The sequence below is a fragment of the Streptomyces sp. Sge12 genome (assembly GCF_002080455.1).
Lineage (GTDB): Bacteria > Actinomycetota > Actinomycetes > Streptomycetales > Streptomycetaceae > Streptomyces.
Genome location: NZ_CP020555.1, coordinates 560969 through 578756 on the forward strand (window position 1 = coordinate 560969; position 17788 = coordinate 578756).

At 73.7% G+C, this 17788-nt stretch carries 19 protein-coding genes; 8 read left to right on the forward strand and 11 right to left on the reverse strand.

Annotated elements, in window-relative coordinates; translation table 11 throughout:
* Window positions 1–33: 33 nt before the first annotated feature.
* A complete protein-coding gene (locus tag B6R96_RS02580; protein WP_081521406.1) occupies window positions 34–357 on the forward strand; it encodes a hypothetical protein in 324 nt (107 codons plus the stop codon).
* 97 nt (window positions 358–454) lie between these two features.
* Window positions 455–742 (forward strand): chaplin, encoded by a 288-nt coding sequence (locus tag B6R96_RS02585; RefSeq protein ID WP_030384797.1) that lies wholly within the window; start codon window positions 455–457, stop codon window positions 740–742.
* Window positions 743–823: 81 nt separating this feature from the next.
* On the opposite strand, the gene B6R96_RS02590 is transcribed toward B6R96_RS02585, so the two are convergent.
* From B6R96_RS02590 to B6R96_RS02615, 6 genes are all read right to left on the reverse strand, one after another.
* Window positions 824–1687, reverse strand: a complete 864-nt coding sequence (locus B6R96_RS02590) for a tyrosinase family protein (protein WP_081521407.1) — start codon at window positions 1685–1687, stop codon at window positions 824–826.
* Between the two features lie 30 nt (window positions 1688–1717).
* The gene (locus B6R96_RS02595; RefSeq protein ID WP_030384795.1) at window positions 1718–2086 is read right to left on the reverse strand and encodes a tyrosinase family oxidase copper chaperone; all 369 of its coding nucleotides are present in this window, start codon (window positions 2084–2086) and stop codon (window positions 1718–1720) included.
* Window positions 2087–2146: 60 nt separating this feature from the next.
* On the reverse strand, window positions 2147–2686 hold the full coding sequence (locus B6R96_RS02600; RefSeq protein ID WP_053702694.1) for a GNAT family N-acetyltransferase: 540 nt from the start codon (window positions 2684–2686) through the stop codon (window positions 2147–2149).
* Between the two features lie 311 nt (window positions 2687–2997).
* On the reverse strand, window positions 2998–4182 hold the full coding sequence (locus B6R96_RS02605; protein ID WP_081521408.1) for an acyl-CoA dehydrogenase family protein: 1185 nt from the start codon (window positions 4180–4182) through the stop codon (window positions 2998–3000).
* Complete coding sequence (locus tag B6R96_RS02610) at window positions 4179–5372, reverse strand: acyl-CoA dehydrogenase family protein (protein ID WP_081521409.1); 1194 nt, start codon at window positions 5370–5372, stop codon at window positions 4179–4181. Before B6R96_RS02610 ends, B6R96_RS02605 begins: the two co-directional genes overlap by 4 nt.
* Window positions 5369–6346 (reverse strand): NADPH:quinone oxidoreductase family protein, encoded by a 978-nt coding sequence (locus tag B6R96_RS02615; protein ID WP_079407261.1) that lies wholly within the window; start codon window positions 6344–6346, stop codon window positions 5369–5371. The genes B6R96_RS02610 and B6R96_RS02615 overlap by 4 nt, the downstream gene beginning before the upstream one ends.
* 222 nt (window positions 6347–6568) lie before the next feature.
* On the opposite strand from B6R96_RS02615, the gene B6R96_RS02620 reads away from it, so the two are divergent.
* The 5 genes from B6R96_RS02620 (at window position 6569) to B6R96_RS02640 (ending at window position 10845) form a co-directional block, all read left to right on the forward strand.
* The gene (locus B6R96_RS02620; RefSeq protein ID WP_081521410.1) at window positions 6569–7699 is read left to right on the forward strand and encodes a hypothetical protein; all 1131 of its coding nucleotides are present in this window, start codon (window positions 6569–6571) and stop codon (window positions 7697–7699) included.
* A 74-nt stretch (window positions 7700–7773) separates the two neighbouring features.
* On the forward strand, window positions 7774–8670 hold the full coding sequence (locus tag B6R96_RS02625; protein WP_030390520.1) for an SDR family oxidoreductase: 897 nt from the start codon (window positions 7774–7776) through the stop codon (window positions 8668–8670).
* 40 nt (window positions 8671–8710) lie between these two features.
* Complete coding sequence (locus B6R96_RS02630; RefSeq protein ID WP_107475448.1) at window positions 8711–9424, forward strand: helix-turn-helix transcriptional regulator; 714 nt, start codon at window positions 8711–8713, stop codon at window positions 9422–9424.
* Between the two features lie 94 nt (window positions 9425–9518).
* Window positions 9519–9950, forward strand: coding sequence for a hypothetical protein (locus B6R96_RS02635; protein ID WP_158721410.1), 432 nt, complete (start codon window positions 9519–9521; stop codon window positions 9948–9950).
* A gap of 91 nt (window positions 9951–10041) precedes the next feature.
* A complete protein-coding gene (locus B6R96_RS02640; RefSeq protein ID WP_081521412.1) occupies window positions 10042–10845 on the forward strand; it encodes a hypothetical protein in 804 nt (267 codons plus the stop codon).
* Here B6R96_RS02640 and B6R96_RS02645 read toward each other — a convergent pair.
* Window positions 10832–11665, reverse strand: a complete 834-nt coding sequence (locus B6R96_RS02645; RefSeq protein WP_081524938.1) for an enoyl-CoA hydratase/isomerase family protein — start codon at window positions 11663–11665, stop codon at window positions 10832–10834. The genes B6R96_RS02640 and B6R96_RS02645 overlap by 14 nt on opposite strands.
* A gap of 71 nt (window positions 11666–11736) precedes the next feature.
* On the reverse strand, window positions 11737–12498 hold the full coding sequence (locus B6R96_RS02650; RefSeq protein WP_030390525.1) for a PIG-L deacetylase family protein: 762 nt from the start codon (window positions 12496–12498) through the stop codon (window positions 11737–11739).
* Between the two features lie 18 nt (window positions 12499–12516).
* Here B6R96_RS02650 and B6R96_RS02655 point away from each other — a divergent pair, with 18 nt between their 5' ends.
* Window positions 12517–13335 carry an MBL fold metallo-hydrolase gene (locus B6R96_RS02655; RefSeq protein ID WP_081521413.1) on the forward strand — a complete coding sequence of 273 codons (819 nt, stop codon included), beginning with the start codon at window positions 12517–12519 and terminating at the stop codon, window positions 13333–13335.
* A gap of 41 nt (window positions 13336–13376) precedes the next feature.
* Here B6R96_RS02655 and B6R96_RS02660 read toward each other — a convergent pair whose 3' ends face one another.
* From B6R96_RS02660 to B6R96_RS02670, 3 genes are all read right to left on the reverse strand, one after another.
* Entirely contained in the window at window positions 13377–15119 is a 1743-nt protein-coding gene (locus tag B6R96_RS02660; protein ID WP_081521414.1) for a DNRLRE domain-containing protein, read from the reverse strand.
* Between the two features lie 142 nt (window positions 15120–15261).
* Window positions 15262–16566, reverse strand: coding sequence for an alpha/beta fold hydrolase (locus tag B6R96_RS02665; RefSeq protein WP_081524939.1), 1305 nt, complete (start codon window positions 16564–16566; stop codon window positions 15262–15264).
* A gap of 129 nt (window positions 16567–16695) precedes the next feature.
* On the reverse strand, window positions 16696–17781 hold the full coding sequence (locus tag B6R96_RS02670; RefSeq protein ID WP_053702744.1) for an S-(hydroxymethyl)mycothiol dehydrogenase: 1086 nt from the start codon (window positions 17779–17781) through the stop codon (window positions 16696–16698).
* Between the last annotated feature and the right edge of the window lie 7 nt (window positions 17782–17788).

Genomic DNA, 17788 nt, shown 5'->3' on the forward strand with positions numbered 1-17788 from the left:
GACCGGGTCCCGGTCCGGCCCGGTTGGACGGGCATGCGATTCCTGCGTATCCACCATGCCGTGCCCGTCGCCGTGCTGCTCGCGGGCGCCACGCTCCTGTCCGGCCCGGCCGTGGCCGCCGGCCCGGATTTCCAGTACGTCGGCCAGGACGACCGGGTCCACGGCCTCACCGCGCCGAAGGGGTGTGTCGAGGCCGAGGGCGGCGGCGCCCGGGCCGTCACCAACGGGACCCGGGGCTCGGCGACGCTCTTCGAGGGCCCCGGGTGTTCGGGCCGGGTGCTGCGGGTTCTGCGGCCCGGGGAGGTCGGCCAGGTGCGGCCGTACTTCGCCTCCGTCCGGTTTTCTGTCACCGGGTAGGCGCAGCGGCCGTGACCCCTTGGCCGCCCCCGCGTTGTATGCCATGTCAAATGCCACAGATTCTGTGGCGCCCCACATATCTCATGAGGAGATCTTGATGTCGCGTATCGCGAAGGCATTCGCCATCACCGCTGTCACCGGCAGCGCCGTGGTCGCCGGTGCGGGTCTGGCTGTCGCCGATGCCGGAGCGCACGGTGCGGCGGTCGGCTCCCCCGGTGTCCTCTCGGGCAACCTGCTCCAGGTTCCGGTGCACGTCCCGGTCAACGTCTGCGGCAACACCGTGAACGTGATCGCTCTGCTGAACCCGGCGTTCGGCAACACCTGCGTCAACGCCTCCGGCGGCGGCAGCGACCACCACACCGAGGGTGGCGACTACGGCCACTGATCCCCTGATCGGGTGATCGGCTGATCCACGGAAGGGCCCCCGCCGGACGGCGGGGGCCCTTTCCCGTACCCGCCGCCACGGTCATTCGTAGCGGTACAGGCTCCGGTGGTCGGACATCTCGCGAGGGGTGATGTTCCACGGCGGCATCGGCTCGTCGCGGGCGATCACCCGGCCGCGCTGGAGGTCGCCGACGGCCAGGGGGGCGGCGGGCAGGTAGCCGGAGCCGGGGTGCTTCTGCTGCCAGCGGTCCCAGATCAGGTCGACGAAGGCGTGGTGCAGCCAGAACGCCGGGTCGTTGGGCGCCGTGCCGCCCGTCATGTGGCCGCCGATCCACTGGTGGACCTTGTTGTGGTTGCGCCAGCGCTCGCTCTTGGGGGCCGCCCAGCCCTCCAGCTTGTTGCGGAAACCGCCCGCGGTGGCCGTGGAGTCCCAGGGCGCGACGTCGTAGGTCGGATCGTCGATCGCCCACTGGAGCTCGGCCGCGGTGGGCAGGGTGATCGGGTTCTGCGGCCGGCCGAGGTTGCGGGTGAGGAAGGCGGACTCCGTGATGCCCACCGTCACCGTCCAGTTGCCCTTGTCGTAGGCGAACGGCCCGGTCATCACCTTGCGGTCGCCCGTCCGGCCCGTACCGCCCAGGAAGTCGTCGGCCCACAGGGAGGAGGCCGGGCTGCTGTCGGTGGTCCAGTCCCAGTACGGGACGCTGACGCCCGCGTCGATCTCCTGCAACTGCCGCTCGAACTCCAGCAGATAGCGCCGGTGCCACGGGAAGAAGGACGGGGACATGTGCCCGACGCGCAGCTTGCGGTCGCGGTCCGGCACGAAGTACTTGTCGTGGGTACGCACCAGCGCGTCGTAGGCGCCGCTGCGCTTGAGCTCCAGCACCGCCGCCGTGAAGCGCTTCTTCTGGGCGCTGGTGAGGTTCTTCTGGTTCTGCCGGGTGTGCAATGCGGGGTTCCTCCCGTTCCCGTGTGCCTGTCAGCCGTGGTGCGGTGCCGCGAGGGCGAGTTGCGCCGTGCCCAGCTCGTCCACGGCGGCCCTGGCCAGTTCCAGTGGGGTCGGATACGACTGGAAGTGGTTGATCCCGCTGAGGTAACTGCCGTCGGCCCGGCGCATGACGTGCAGCGGCCGCCCGTCGATGCGGACCCCGGCAACGTCGACGGCGATGTGGCGGCCGCGGTACGTCTCCTCCTCGGCGAGCGGCGCCGGGGTGAGGGTCTGCCGGGGGCGCCGGGCGCGCAGCACGGGGGCCAGGGCCGCACCCGTACCGGCGAGCACGGCCGCGGTGAACGCCGTACGGAGAAGCGCGCGGCGGGTCAGGGGTGCGGCGGGCGATGCGGCGGACATACGGTCTCCCTCACTCGGTGGCCGGCGGCTACGGGGTCTAACGCCGCGCGGCGGACGAGGTCACCCGTGGGCGCTGCGGAGCTGCTTGTAGAACAGGGTGGTGGGGTGCAGCCGGCCCGCCGGGTCGCTGGCGTAGTCGGGGATGGTGCCGGCCTCGGTCCAGCCGGCGGAGCGGTAGATGCGCTCGGCGCCGCTGCCGGTCTCGGTGTCCAGGAACAGCAGCACCACCCCGGCGCGGGCCGCGGCCGACTCGGCCTCGGCGAGCAGGGCGCGGGCGGTGCCGCGGCCGCGGGCCGCCGGGTGCACCATCAGCTTGCGCAGCTCGGCGCGGTGCCGGCCGTTCGCCTTGGTCTCCCGGTACCAGCTGACGGTGCCGTCGATGCGGCCGTCGTCACCGGTGCGGGAGACCCACAGGGCCAGGGAGCCGTCCTCGACGGCGGGCAGCAGCGAGTCCCACCAGGCGGCGGCGTCCCGGTGCTCGAGGCCGGCGAGGAAGCCGAGGGACGAGCCGCCGTCGACGACGGCCAGCAGGAGGGAGGCGAGTTCGTCGCGGTGGGCGCGCAGTCCGGTCGCCGAGAGCGCGGTGATGATGGCCGTCATGGGGCGAGGATAGGGATCGGCCGGCGGTCCGCCGCAGGCGGGGCAGGTGCAGGTCGCCGAAGATCGCGGCCATCCGGAGCGCGAAAACGAGGGCCGCGGAGACGGCGACGGCGGCTGTGCCGAGGAGGTAGAGGGCGTGCAGCACGGCGCCTCCTTCAGGGGACGGGCGGGGCGTACGCCTCCTTCACGGGGCGTACGGGGACCCGTCGACGGTGGCGCACCGGGCGCCGCGCCCGCATCGGCCGTTCGGCCGTCTCCCCGGCCGGCCCCCGCCCCGGGCGGTGCGGGGGCGGGGCGGGGGCGAGCCGGGGCTACGGCGCGGGGAGTTCCGCGAAGTCCGCGACCAGGCCGCGGTGGTGGCCCGCCGTGCCGAGGGCCAGGGAGTCGGCCTTGGCCCGCTTGAGGTACAGGTGGGCCGGGTGTTCCCAGGTCATGCCGATGCCCCCGTGCAGCTGTACGCACTCCTCGGCGGCGCGGACGGCCACGCCCGAACAGTAGGCCTGGGCCACGGCGACGGTCAGCGGGGCGTCGGGGGCCGCGGTGGCCAGGGCGTCGGCCGCGGCCCTGGCCGCCGCGCGCGCCGAGGCCACGTCGAGCCAGAGGCGGGCGAGGCGGTGCTTGAGGGCCTGGAAGGAACCGATGGGGCGGTTGAACTGGTGGCGGCCGCGGACGTGGCCGACGGTCTCCGTCAGGCACCACTCGGCGAGCCCGAGCTGCTCGGAGGCGAGCAGTCCGGCCCCGGAGAGCAGGGCTCCGGCGACCGCCGCCCGGGCCGTTCCCGGATCGGCGAGGCGGGTGCCCGCCGCCGCCTCCAGCGTGACGGTGGCGAGGGGGCGCGTCAGGTCGAGCGGGACCTGCGGGGTCAGCCGCGCCGAGGCGGCCGGGACGGCGTAGAGCCCGGTGTCGGCCAGGACCAGCAGGACGTCGGCGGCCACGGCGTCCGCCACGGAGGTGACCGTGCCGGTCAGGCTCCCGTCGCCGAGGTCCCGGACGGGGGTCGGCAGGGGCGCGCCCGGGGCGAGGGTCAGGGGCACGGCCGGTACGCACACCGTGCGGCCGGAGGCCAGTTCCCGCAGCAGCGCGGTGGCTTCGGCGCTGTCGCAGCCGAGCAGGATCTCCGTGGCGAGCACGGCGCTCGTCAGGTACGGGACGGGCGCCACGGAGCGGCCCAGCTCCTCCAGGACCACGGCCGCCTCCCGGTGGCTCGCGCCCTGCCCGCCGAGCTTCTCGGGTACGAGGAGGCCGGCCGCGCCGATCCCGACGGCGAGGGTGCGCCACAGCTCGGGGTCGTGCGGCCGGTCGGTCTCGACCCGGGCGAGGACGCTCTTCGCGTCGCAGCGGTCGGTCAGGAGCGCGCGCACGGCGGAGCGGAGCTCCTCCTCGGTCCCGGAGTAGAGCAGGTCGGCCGGCGCCGCGGGGGCCACCGGCGTCGTCGGCGCGGTTGCTGCCGTCGGCGCGGGCGCCGCCTGCGGTGCCGTCGGTGTCGGCTGTGTCATCGGGACAGGTCCTTCCAGGCGAGGTCCTTGTCGTCGCGGGGCTCGGGGGGCAGGCCGAGGACGCGTTCGGCGACGATGTTGAGGAGGATTTCGCTGGTGCCGCCCTCGATGCTGTTGCCCTTGGCGCGCAGGTAGCGGTAGCCGGCCTCGCGGCCGGTGAAGTCGACGCCGTCGGGCCGGCGCATGGTCCAGTCGTCGTACAGGAGGCCTTCCTCGGCGAGGAGTTCGACCTCCAGAGCGCTGATCTCCTGGTTGAGCCGGGCGAAGGTGAGCTTCATGCCGGATCCTTCGGGGCCGGGCTGTCCGGCGACCAGCTGCTGGCGCAGCCGTTCGCCGGTGAGGCGGGCGACCTCGGCCTCGACCCACAGTTCCAGCAGCCGCTGGTGGAGGGCGTGGGAGCGCAGCTCGGGGCGGTCGCGCCAGGCTGCGGCGACGGGGGCGATCATGCCGCCCTCGCGCGGGATGCGCATGCCGCCGATGGAGACCCGCTCGTTCATCAGGGTGGTGCGGGCCACGGCCCAGCCCTCGCCGACGGCGCCCAGCCGGTGGGTGTCGGGGATGCGGACGCCGGTGAGGAAGACCTCGTTGAACTCGGCCTCGCCGGTGATCTGGCGCAGCGGCCGGACCTCGACGCCGGGGGCGTGCATGTCGCAGAGGAAGTAGGTGATGCCCTGGTGCTTGGGGAGTGCGGGGTCGGTGCGGGCGATCAGGATGGCCCAGCGGGCGGTGTGGGCGCTAGAGGTCCACACCTTCTGGCCGTCCACGATCCAGTCGCCGGAGTCCGTCTCGCGGACCGCGCGGGTGCCGAGCGCGGCGAGGTCGGAACCGGCGCCGGGCTCGCTGAAGAGCTGGCACCAGACCTCCTCGCCGAGCCACAGGGGGCGCAGGAAGCGCTGCTTCTGCTCCTCGGTGCCGTAGGCGAGGATCGTGGGCGCGGCCATGCCGAGGCCGATGCCGATGCGGCGCGGGTCGTTGTCGGGCGCGCCCGCGGCTTCCAGTTCGGCGTCGACGGCGGCCTGGAGGGAGCGGGGTGCGCCGAGGCCGCCGAGGCCCTCGGGGTAGTGGACCCAGGCGAGTCCGGCGTCGAAGCGGGCGCGCAGGAAGTCGGCGCGGGCAGTGTCGGCGGGCGGGTGGGCGGCGAGCAGGCCCCGGACCCGTGTGCGCAGGTGCTCGGCGGTGATCGCGGTCATCGGGACACACCCGGCTGCCGGGGCATGGCCAGGACGACGCGGCCGGTGGTGGCGCCGTCGGCGAGGCGCTGCACGGCGTCGGCGACGGCGGGGAGTGCGATGAGTTCGCTGATCAGGGGCTTGATGGTGCCTTCGGTGGCGAGGCGGGTCAGTTCGGCGTGGCAGGCGGCGATCGCGCCCGGGTCCTTGGCCGCGTAGAGGCCCCAGTGGAGGCCGAGGATCGCGTAGTTCTTGACGAGGGCGTGGTTGAGGGCGGGGGCGGGGATGTCGCCGCTCGCGAAGCCGACGACGACGATCCGGCCCTCGAAGGCCACGCACTTGGCGGAGGCGGTGTACGACGCACCGCCGACGGGGTCGTAGACCACGTCGGCCCCGCGCCCGCCCGTGAACTCCTTGACCCGGGCGACGACGTCCTCCGTCGTACGGTCGATCACCAGGTCGCATCCGAGTTCCTCGGCGGTGCGCGCCTTGGCCTTGCCCCCGACCACCCCGATGACGGTGGCCCCGGCGGCCTTGCCGAGCTGGACGGCGGCGCTGCCGACCCCACCGGCGGCGGCGTGCACGAGGAGGGTCTCGCCCGGCTGGAGGCGTGCCCGGCGGTGCAGGCCGAACCAGCCGGTCTGGTATCCGATGTGCAGGGCCGCGGCCTCGGCGTCGTTCAGACTCTCGGGGGCGGGGAGCAGGGACCGCTCGGACGCGACCACGTACTCGGCGAAGCCGCCGTGGGGCAGGCTCGGGTTGGCGATGACGCGGCGGCCGTCGTCGGTGAGGCCGCAGATCTCGACGCCGGGGGTGAAGGGCAGCGGTGGGCGGATCTGGTACTGGCCGCGGACGAGCAGCGCGTCGGGGAAGTTGAGGTTCGCCGCGAGCACCTGCAGCCGCACCTCGCCCTCGCCCGGGACCGGCTCGGGAATCTCTTCGAGGCGCAGGGCCTCTCGGGGTTCGCCGGGGGTATGTACTCGCCATGCCTGCATCCGGGGCCTCCAGCCGCCGTCGGGGAACCACGCTCCGCGGGCATACTAAGCAGTCGCTTGCCTCCCTGGGAACCATCCGCCGGGTGCCGGGCCCCCGTAGCGCAACAACACGCGCCATTCAGGCCACATCCGTTTCAAGATCAGGCAATATGTGGCGTGCACGTGTCATGACTCAACGGGGAACAGCACCTGTCCAGGGGGGACCACTCCATGAGAAGAAGCATGTCCGCGGCCGCAGCCGCAATCGTTCTGGCCGGCCTGATCACCGCGGCCGGCCCGGCCGTGGCGGCCGAAGCGGTCGGGGCCGTCGCGGCCGTCGAGGCGAAGTGCACGCCGAAGATCCAGGTGCTCGGCACGCTCGGGGACGAGTCGTACGTCCGCGACATGCAGCGCAGCCAGGGCGTCTTCGACCTCGGTGCGGGCAACCTCGCCGTCGGCGCCTCCGGCTACAAGCCCGCCTACTGGACCGGCACCACGGTGCACCGGGTGCCGCTGACCGACCCGAACGCGTCGGGCCGGGTGGTCGCCGTCAACGCGCACGGCCTGATGGTGGGCGTCCTCCACGGCTCCGGCGTCCACTCCCTGTTCACCTACCAGGCGGGCGCTGCGGCGATCACGTTGCTGCCGGACAGCTACGCCTACGACGACGAGGCCGACGTCAATGACGCCGGGTACGTGGTGGCCCGCTCGGACAGCGGGCCCGGTGCCGTCTGGAAGGACGGCCAGAAGGTCCGCGAGCTGCCCGTCCCGGCCGACGCCGGCCCGGGGACCCTCATCACGATGGTCACCGGCATCAACAACCACGGTGACATCCTCGGCATGGCCACGCAGGACTACGAGGTCCCCGAGACCGGCGCGCACCTGCAGGGCACCCACCCGGTGCTGTGGCCGGGGGACGGCGGCGCCGCCCGGCTGCTGGCTCCCACGATGAACGACAGCTACGTCCAAGACCTCGACGAGAGCGGCCGGATCGTCGGCTACGACTGGTCCGGACCGTGGCACGAGTACCGGACGTGGGTCTGGGAGCCCCCGGTCGGCGGTTCCGGCGCCTCTCCCGGGGGTCTCGGCTCGCACCCGTACGCCACGTTCGAGGCGATCAGCGCGACGACGAACCTCGCCGTCGGCACGGCGAAGTTCCACCCGGACGAGATGACCGTTCCGGACCAGGCCCTGCTGCGGGCCGGTTCCGGCCCGGTCAAGGCCCTGCCGCGGCTGGCCGCGGGCGGGGCGAGCATGGCCGATGCGGCCTCCGACGCCGACCGGGTCGGCGGGGCGGCCGTGAACGCGAAGGGCAAGCTCAAGCCGGTGATCTGGACCTGCGCGACCAAGCAGGCGTACAACCCGGGGAGTTAGGACGTCCCGGCCCGCCGGGGCCGGTCACCGTGCGGGCATGGTGATCTGAGCGCCCACACGCTATCGATGGGCGCATGGAGAACCCTCTGCGCGGGCTGCCCGCGCCACCCGCGCTCGGCGCCGCCGCCCTGCCCCCCGGCACCTACACCGGGCAGGTGGTCCTCGTGACCGGCGGCGGCACCGGGCTGGGCAAGGCCATCGCGGCCGAATTCGCCCGGCTCGGCGCCGACGTGGTGATAGCGAGCCGGCGCGCCGAGCAGCTCAAGGCGGCGCGCGAGGAGCTGGCGGCCGTGCCCGGCGCGGGCCGGGTGGCGGCCGCCGTCTGCGACATCCGGGACCCCGAGCGGGTCGCGGAGGTCTTCGACGCGGCGCAGGCGGCCTTCGGCCTGCCGGACGTGCTGGTCAACAACGCGGCCGCGAACTTCCCCGCACCGGCGGAGGACCTCTCGCCGAACGCCTGGCGGGCGGTGGTCGACATCACCCTGACGGGCACGTGGTTCATGACCCGCGAGTTCGGCCGCCGGCACCTCACCGCGGGCACCCCCGGCTCGATCGTGAACATCGGCGCCTCGTACGCCTGGACGGGCGGGCCGGGGTTCGCCCACAGCTCCGCGGCGAAGGCCGGGGTGAAGAACCTGGTGGAGACGCTCGCGGTCGAGTGGGGTCCGTACGGCATCCAGATCAACGGGCTGGTCCCCGGGCTCTTCCCGCACGCGGACATGACCGAGGACATCCGAGGCGGCCTGGAGCGCGCCGCGCCCGACGCGAAGGACGCCCGGCAGCCCGCGCTGCGGGTCGGCGCGCCGCGCGAACTGGGCTGGGCCGCCACCTTCCTGGCCTCGCCGTACGCCCGGTTCATCACCGGGCACACGCTGGTGGTGGACGGGGCGAACTGGCAGCGCCGGTCGGTGGTCAACCCCGAGGTGGTCCCGGTCCGCACCCAGCTGGGCCGCGGCCCGTTCGCCCCCTAGCGGGTGGCTACCGGATCCTGCCGGGCATCGGCTACGGTCCATGGCTGTGAACCGTACCGAGCGTCTGTACGCCCTGGTGGAGGAGTTACGCGCGGTCTCGCCCCGGCCGCGCAGCGCCCGGTGGCTCGCCGATCGCTTCGGCGTCAGCACCCGCACCATCGAGCGCGACCTCAGCGCCCTGCAGCAGTCCGGTGTGCCGCTCTACGCCGAACCGGGCCGCAGCGGCGGGTACGCGGTGGACAAGGACCACACCCTGCCGCCCCTGACCATCACCCCGGCCGAGGCGGCGGCCCTGGGCGTCGCCCTGCACGCGCTGTCCGGGACACCGTTCGCCGCGGATGCCCGCTCGGCGCTGCACAAGGTGTTCGCCGTCATGCCGCAGCGCGACCGGCAGGCAGCGCGCGAACTCGCCGCCCGGGTACGGCTCGCCGCGCATCCCGCTCTGCCGTCCGCGCTCCCGCACACCCTGCGCGTGGCGCTCTCGAACCGCCGGCTGCTGCACCTGCGCCACGGCGACGCCCGGGGCGAGGTCACCGAGAGCACCGTGGAGCCCCTGGGCCTCCTCGGGGGCGACCACTGGTACCTCATCGGCTGGTGCCGGCTGCGCGACGCCGTACGGGACTTCCGCATCGACCGCATCCAGGAGGCGCGGGCCCTGGAGGAAACGGCGGAGCCGCGTCCGGTGGACCTGTCCGAACTGGACACGGCCGGACGGGATTTCGTCCCACTCGACGAACTCTATGGTTTCGCTTGAGCCTCCTCCCGGAGGGCTAAACACCGACAGGGGGCTGTCGCCCCGGGCCCGGAGTCTGGGTGACCACGAACCGACCATGGAAGGCACCTCACCCATGTCTGTGACGACGACCCCCGCCCTCGTTTCCGAAGCGCTGACCAGGGAGGCCGGTACCCGGCTGGTGGAGGGCTGGACGGCGCTCTGGAACGGAGACGTCGCCCTCGCCGAACAGATCCTCGCCCCCGGCTTCCGGCTGCACTTCGCGGACGACTTCGACGGTACCGGCTCCGCCTACTCCTTCGGCCAGGAGGAACTGACGGCATTCATCTCGGCCAACAGCCTGGCCCTCACCGGCCTGACCTTCGCCGCGGAATCCGCGCCGCTGGTCGACTCCGAGCGCGGCGAGATGGCCTGCCGGTGGACCGAGAGCCACGCCGACGGCGACGGAGAGGTCGCCGTCAAGAGCGGCATCGACATGTTCGCCGTCACCGACGGCCGGATCTCCGCCGTGTGGTCGCTCACCGGCAACCGCCGCTTCGCGGCCTGAGCAGCCTGCCCCGGGGGCTTCCCCCGGACCTCCTCCCCGGGCCGCCTCCCCCGGGCCGATCGATGTCAGTGGCCGGTGCGAGGATCGGGGCATGTCTCTCGCCGAACTGACCCTCGACCGCTGGCGGTCGCTCGACCCGGCCACCGCCGCACGCATCGCACACGAGGCCGCCTCGCAGGTGGGCGGCCGGGTGGTGCTGCTCGACGCCGTCGAGCACCTGGGCGGTCCCCTGCACCGGGTACGCATCGAGCGCGAGGGGCAGGAGTTCGCCCTCGTACCCGGCGGGACGGTGCGGCTGGGGTTCGACCCGGACGCCTTCGTCCCGACGCCCGCGCAGAGCGCCGATTACGCCGAGAGCGCGGAGGAGGGGTACGGCTACGGCTGCCCCGACCTGACGTCGTATCTCGCCGATGTGCTGAGCCCGCCGCGCACCGCGACCCTGGCCACCGTGCTCATGGCCGTCGAGGACGAGGCCCTGACCGCATGCCCGGACGACATGCCGGCAGCCCTCGCGGCGCGCGGGCTGCGGATGCCGGGCGCCGACGAGTGGGAGCACGCCTGCGGGGCCGGGGCGGGCACCCTGTTCCGCTGGGGGAACGAGTGCCCCCTGGACCAGCCGTCGTACGGGGGCGGCGACGGCCCCCGGCACGAACCGAACGCCTTCGGGCTGCACATCGCCTACGACAGCTACGGCACGGAGCTGAGCGGCGACCCGACCGCCGTGCACGGCGGTGACGGCGGCGAGGCCGTCTGCGGCGGATACGGCGACCTGCTCGGGTGGCTGCCGCTGGCCACCGCCAACCGCAATCCGTACGCGGCCGAGTTCACGTACGGCCCGGACGGCGTGGGCATGTACGAGGAGTTCTCGACGCGGCCGGTGCTCAGCCTCCGCTGAAGTGCGGGGGCCGGCGGGCCGCCTTGGCCGCGTAGCCCTCGCGGCAGTCCTCCGAGGTGAGGGTCAGGGCCGCGGTCATCGCCACCCGGTCCAGGGCCGCGGGCAGGGCGGCATCGGCGTAGGCATCGACCGCCCGCTTGATGCCCTGGACCGCGAGGGGCGCGTTCGCGGCGATCTCCCGTGCCACGGCGTACGCGGTGGAGTCCAGGTCATCGCCGGGGACGACCAGTTGGACCAGGTTGAGGCGCTGCGCCGTCCCCGCGTCGATCCGGCGGCCGGTCAGGGCCAGGTACTTGGCCCAGCCCGCACCCGCCTCGCGGGCGATACGGAGGTCACCGCCCGCGTCCACCGCCACCCCCAGCCCAGCCTCCGGCAGGGCGAAGACGGCGTCCTCGGCCGCCACCCGGACGTCGGCCATCAGCGCCAGCTCGAAGCCGAAGCCGAGGCAGTAGCCCTGGACGGCGGCCACCACCGGCTGCGGGAGTCGGGCGAGGACCGCGAACCGCTCGTGCACCCAGCGGATGCCCTCGTAGTAGTTGCGGGTGCGCTCCGCCGGGGATCCCCCGGTGATGGCGCCGCCCGGGGCGGTCACGTCGATGCCCGCGCAGAAGGCCCGGCCCTCGGCCCGCAGCAGCACCGCCCGGACATCCGCGTCGAAGCGGATCCGGTCCGCGAGCAGGCCGAGCTGACGGGTGGACTCCCAGCTCCAGCCGTTGAGTTTCTCCGGGCGGCACAGGGTCAGGACCGCGAGACCGTCCGCGACCTCCAGCCTGATGCGCTCCGCACCCTCCGCGATCTCCGTGGAGATGGTGTCGATCACCGTGTCCCGCACCCCCGGCCCGCCGTCTGACGACTCATCAATTGACGAGTCGTCAGACTAGAGGTGGCCGGTCAGCGGGGGAAGACCTCGAACGGCACGGCGGGACGGCCGCCGAACCGGGCCGCCGCCTGCTGGGCGTTCCCGGTGAGGAAGGTGCGTACGTACTCCTCCGGGTCCTGGTCGGTGAGCACCTCGATGTACGCCTTGTGCTCCATCAGGGACTTCACCGAGCGCTCCAGCCCCGGGCCGGCGTCGGCCGCGTGCGTGGGCGTGCTGGATCCGGCGACCGCGACCCAGCGCACGCCGTCCCACGGCTGCAGTCCCTGCTCGATGAGCTCGGGGAAGATCCACCGGTTGCCGGCGTCACCGGCCGCGTCCAGCACGGCCCGGCCGACGGCCTTGTGGTCGGGGGTGTTCCAGTAGCCGCCGCCCTGCGCACCGCCCCACGTGTCTCGGTGGTTGAGGGTGACGAGCAGCTCGGGGCGGTGCCGCCGGATCGCCGCGGCGATGTCCCGGCGCAGGCCGAGGCCGTACTCGATGACCCCGTCGTGGTAGTCCAGGAACTCCACCTCGGACACCCCGACGACCGCGGCGCTCGCCCGCTGCTCCGCCTCGCGCAGCGGACCGCAGTCGGCGGGGGCGATGCTGTCGATGCCCGCCTCGCCGCGCGTGGCGAGGAGGTAGACGACCTCCCGGCCCCCGTCCGTCCAGTCCGCGACGGCCGCGGCGCACCCGTACTCCAGGTCGTCGGGGTGCGCGACCACGGCGAGGGCGCGCGTCCAGTCGGTGGGCATGGGCTGCAAAGTGTCCTGCTGGTCAGGTTGTTCGGTCATGTCTCGCACAATAGGCGAATGGATCGACAGGGACGGGTGGTGGCGCTGCTCGACGCCACCGGGATCTTCTTCGAGCCCGCCCGCGCCGCCTTTCCGGGGGCCGGCGAGGCGGCGTGGGCGCGGGCCGCGGAGCTGGACCCGGGCGCGTTCGGACCGGACGGGGCGTGGGCGCTGGATTTCCGGTGCTTCGCGATCGCCCGGCCCGGCGGCCGCTGGATTCTGGTGGACGCCGGGGTCGGGCCGGCCCGGTCCCCGGCCGCCGCCTGGGCCCCGGTGCCGGGGCGGCTGCCGGACGCCCTCGCGGTGACCGGTATCGCCCCGGCCGATGTGGAGGCGGTGGTGCTGACCCACCTTCACGAGGACCACGCGGGATGGTCGTCGGGGGACGACGGGGAACCGTTCTTCCCGGAGGCCCGGTACGTGGTGCAGCGCGCGGAGGTGGCCGCGCTGGACCGGGCGGACCCGGTGTGGGACTGGACGGTGGCGCCGCTGCGAGCGCGCGGCCGATTGCACGAGGTCGACGGTGTCCACCGGCTGGCGCCCGGCATCACCCTGCTGCCGACGCCCGGACACACGCCGGGGCACCAGTCGGTGCTGGTGGACCAGGGGGACGGGGCCCGCGACGTGGTGGTCACCGGGGACGTACTGGTCCACGCGGTGCAGCTGGGCGACCCGGCGGTGCCGTACTCCCACGAGCGCGACCGGGACACCGCCCGCGCCTCCCGCCGGGCCCTGCTGGACCGGGCGAGGGAGCGCGGCGCCCTTCTCGCCACCGCACACCTGACCCGCGCCTTCATCGAGCCGCCCCCGGAGACGACAGCGGGCCGGCGCCCCTGAACGGGGGCGCCGGCCCGTCCGGTCGACGTGGGATCAGCCGATCAGCCGATCGGCCGCGGGGTCGCGTCGATCCCGGTGGCCGTCGCCCGGAACCAGACGGCCTTGCCGTCGGCGCCGACGGCCGACAGGTCGACCAGACCGTCGCGGTCGAAGTCGCCCGCGGAGACCAGCGTCGGGTAGGCCGTCCGGCCGAAGCCCGAGCCGATCCTCACGCGCTGCGCCGTGCCCCAGCTCCTGGGGTCGAGTTGCCCGGCGGCGTCCTTGGCGCCCTTCACGGCGAAGAGGTCGCCGGAGGCGTCGTCGCGCACCCACAGGTCGCCGGCGCCGTCGCCGTCGGTGTCGCCCGGGGCGAGGACCGAGACGATGTCCCAGCCGCCGTCACCGACGAGGACCGGGGCGCCGTTCATGTCGAGGTAGCCGGAGCGGCTGCCCGTGTACGCCCAGAGCTTCGCACCCTGCTTGACCAGCAGGTCGGGCTCCCCGTCACCGTTCCAGTCACCCGCGTCGGCGATGTCCTGGGCGTCCGACCAGTGATCGTTGCCCTGCGCCGGGTCCTCCTCGAAGACACTCAGGATGATGCCGTCGTGCGGACGGACGCCGCCGAGGCCGTTGTTGCTGAAGAGCCGGAGCTGCTTGGCTCCCAGCCCTTCGACCCACTCGAGCACCAGCAGGTCGTTGTATCCGTCCTCGCCCCAGTCCCCGCCGGCGGCGATCCGGCTGCCGGGGGCGAAGGACGCCCCGCCGTCGACCGGTGCGGCGAAGGTGCCGTCGGCCCGGCCGGCCGAGAAGCGGAGCCTGCCGTCGGGGTCCAGGGTCCACAGGTCGCGCAGACCGTCGCCGTTGAGGTCACCGGCGGCGTCGCGGACCCCGCCGTTCCCGAGGGCCCAGAAGAGGTACACGGCCTGGTCCGAACGCCGCCCGGCCTTGTCCACGCTGTACGCGTACATCATGTGCGGACCGGAGCCGGTGGGCGTGATCACGGCACTGCCGCCCGGAGCCACGGTGGCCTCCCGCGGCTCGAAGTCCGACCAGTACACGATCTTCTCGATGTTGGTGGCGCCACCGGTGCCGAACGTGAAGGTGCCCGGGGTGCGGGCCTTGCCGGTGTCGGCGGGGGCGCCGTTCGAGGCGTCGGGGAACTCGGGTGAGCTGATCACCGGCGGCGCGGGGCGGCCGATGGTGGTCTCCAGTTTCGCGGTCGTCGGGGCGAAGCGCTTCCAGGCCGAGGCGTCGGACTCGTTCGCCGCGAACAGACCGACGGTGACGGAGGCCTGGGACGTGGCCGCGGCCTCCTTCACCAACGCGGTGGCGTCGAATTCGAGGTCGCCGGCCGCACAGCCCTCGCGGCCCTTGGCGTCCGTCACCGTCGCCAGCCGGACGGCCTTGGCGGGCTGGTTGTTCCACGTGGTCTTCGCCGAGACGGCGCCGACGCTCCACAGCTCCACCGGACGGCCCGTGCAGGACGCGGCCCCCGTGTTGGTGATCCGGAAGGTCGCCTTGGAGACCGTGGCACCCGCCAACGCGGTGGTGTCCAGGCGGAGGTACGCGCGGGACAGCCCCTCGGTGCCGGCCTCATTGCCGACGCGCAGGTCGCCGGCGGCGTTCCAGTAGGAGCGGTTCGGGTACTTCTTGGACACGCGCGTCCAGGCCTGCGCGCCGACGGGGGTCTCCCCCGCCCCCGCGGCGCTGACGGCCGGCGCGGCGACGGCGGCCGTCGCCGGTCCTGCCACCACGCCGGCCACGGCCAGTCCGCCAGCCAGGGCCAGCGAGACGGCGCTCGACATCCTTCTCAGCATGCACGCTCCACACATCGGTCGGTTCTCGGGTACGAGCGCCCACCCTAACCGTGTGATCAACTTCTTCGGGAACGATTAATCGGGGCCTCCATCACATCCATGACCTGCACGAAGACGCACCGACCCCGTGTCACGCCCCGTCGCGGACGAGGGACAGCAGGCGGTCCAGGACGCGGGGGCCGCCGGCGCGGAGGCCGTCGTGCTCGAACTCGTCCGTCACCCAGGTCCGCAGACCCCGCACGGAGCGGGCCGTCTCCAGCGAGTGCGCCGTGTCCACGTACATGTCGTCGTGGTAGACCGCGGCGGCCACCGGCACGTCGTTGGCGGCCAGTCGGGCCGGGTCGTAGAGCGGCTGCCAGCCGGTGCGGGCGGCCAGGAGCTCGGCGGTCTCGCGCAGCGGGGCGAGGGCCGGGTCGGTGGTGAAGTGCCAGGGGTGGATGGTCTCGCCGGTGAAGAGCATCGGCTCGTCGCCCGCGAGGGCCTTGTCCGCGTCGAAGCGGGGGTGGCGGGCACGCACGCGCTCGGCGGCCCAGGCGGTGGGCGTGGCGGGGTCCTGGGCGTAGATCGCCTCGTGGACCAGTGCGTAGAGGGGGTGACCGGCGAAGGACAGCAGGGAGCGGGCGCCTTCCAGGAAGGCGTCGGAGAGGGCGGGTCCCGCGGGGGTCGGGACGAAGGCGTCCTCCAGCAGGTAGTGGAGCTGGTGGCTGCCGTCGCCCCCGCCGAGGAGGATGCCGAGGGACTGGAAGCCCTCGACGGTGAGGCGGTGGCCGCCGGGGAGTTCGGCCGGTGCTTCGGCGAGGTGGGCGGCGATCCGGCGGGCGCGTTCGACGTCCATCGGGTAGCGGGCGTAGTGGGCCAGGTTCTTGCGCTCGATGCGGGGGTACGCGGCCTCGTACACCTCGTCGGCACCGGCGGTCAGGGACGGCAGGCCACCGGTGATGAGGACGGCGGTGAGGCCCTCGGGCGCGGTGGAGAGGTAGCGGGTCGCGCAGAAGCCGCCGAAGCTCTGGCCGAGCACGGTCCAGGGCGCGCCGCCGGTCAGGCCGGGCCGGATGGCCTCGGCGTCGCGCACGATGGAGTCGGCGCGGAAGTGGCCGAGGTACTCGGCCTGCTGGGCGGGGGTGCCCCGCAGGGGCAGGGTCTGCCGGTTCACCGGGGTGGAGCGGCCCGTTCCGCGCTGGTCGAGCAGCAGCACCCGGTACTCGGTCAGCGCGCGCTCCAGCCAGGCCTGGCGGCCGATGAAACGGCGGGCCCCGAAGCCCGGACCGCCCTCCAGGTAGAGCAGCCACGGCAGCGCCTCGGGGTCCTTACCGGCGGCCACGACCTCGCGGGCGTACAGCTCGATCCGCTCCCCGTCCGGGCGCGCGTGGTCCAGGGGGACGGAGAACCGGTGGTCGGTGAGGACCGTGCCGGGCTGGCGGTAGCTGTGTGCGATGGTCACGGACGGCCCCCAGGGGTACGAGGTGATGAAGGACCGCGCCCCGGCCGGGTGGCGGCGGGGGCGCGGGGGTGGTGGCCCGATTCTAGGCGGGCCGGGTCCGGCCGCGGCTGGCCGGACGGGGTGTCAGAACTCGACGACCGAGCGGAGTACCTCACCGCGTTCCATCCGCGCGAAGGCGTCCTCGACGCCGTCGAGCGGGATGGTCTCGGAGACGAAAGCGTCCAGGTCGAGCCGGCCCTGGAGGTAGAGGTCGATCAGCAGGGGGAAATCGCGCTCGGGCAGGCAGTCCCCGTACCAGGAGGACTTCAGGGCGCCGCCGCGGCCGAAGACGTCGAGGAGCGGGAGTTCGAGCTTCATCTCCGGTGTCGGCACGCCCACCAGGACCACCGTCCCGGCGAGGTCGCGCGCGTAGAAGGCCTGACGGTAGGTCTCGGGGCGGCCCACGGCGTCGATGACCACGTCCGCGCCGTTGCCCCCGGTCAGGCCCTGGATGGCCTTGACCACGTCGTCGGTGCGTCCGTTGACGGTGTGCGTGGCGCCCAGGCCCCGCGCCCATTCCAGCTTCCGGTCGTCCAGGTCCACGGCGATGATCCGCGAGGCGCCCGCCAGGCGGGCTCCGGCCACGGCCGCGTTGCCCACTCCCCCGCAGCCGATGACGGCGACGGAGTCGCCCCGCCCGACGTTGCCTGTGTTGAGGGCGGCGCCGAGGCCGGCCATCACCCCGCAGCCGAGGAGGCCGGCGGCGGCCGGGGCGGCCGCGGGGTCGACCTTGGTGCACTGGCCGGCTGCGACCAGGGTCTTCTCGGCGAACGCACCGATCCCCAGGGCCGGGGAGAGCGGGGTGCCGTCCTCCAGGGTCATGGGCTGGGTGGCGTTGTGCGTGGCGAAGCAGTACCAGGGGCGGCCGCGTCGGCAGGCGCGACAGGTGCCGCACACCGCGCGCCAGTTGAGGATCACGAAGTCGCCGGGAGCCACCGAGGTGACGTCCGGGCCGACGGACTCGACGATTCCGGCGGCCTCGTGGCCGAGCAGGAAGGGGTACTCGTCGTTGATGCCGCCCTCGCGGTAGTGCAGGTCGGTGTGGCAGACCCCGCAGGCCTGCACCCGGACGAGCGCCTCGCCGGGTCCCGGGTCGGGCACGAGGATCGTCGTCGTCTCCACCGGTGCGCCCTTGCTCCGGGCGATGACCCCTCGTACGCGATGCGTCACGTCGTAC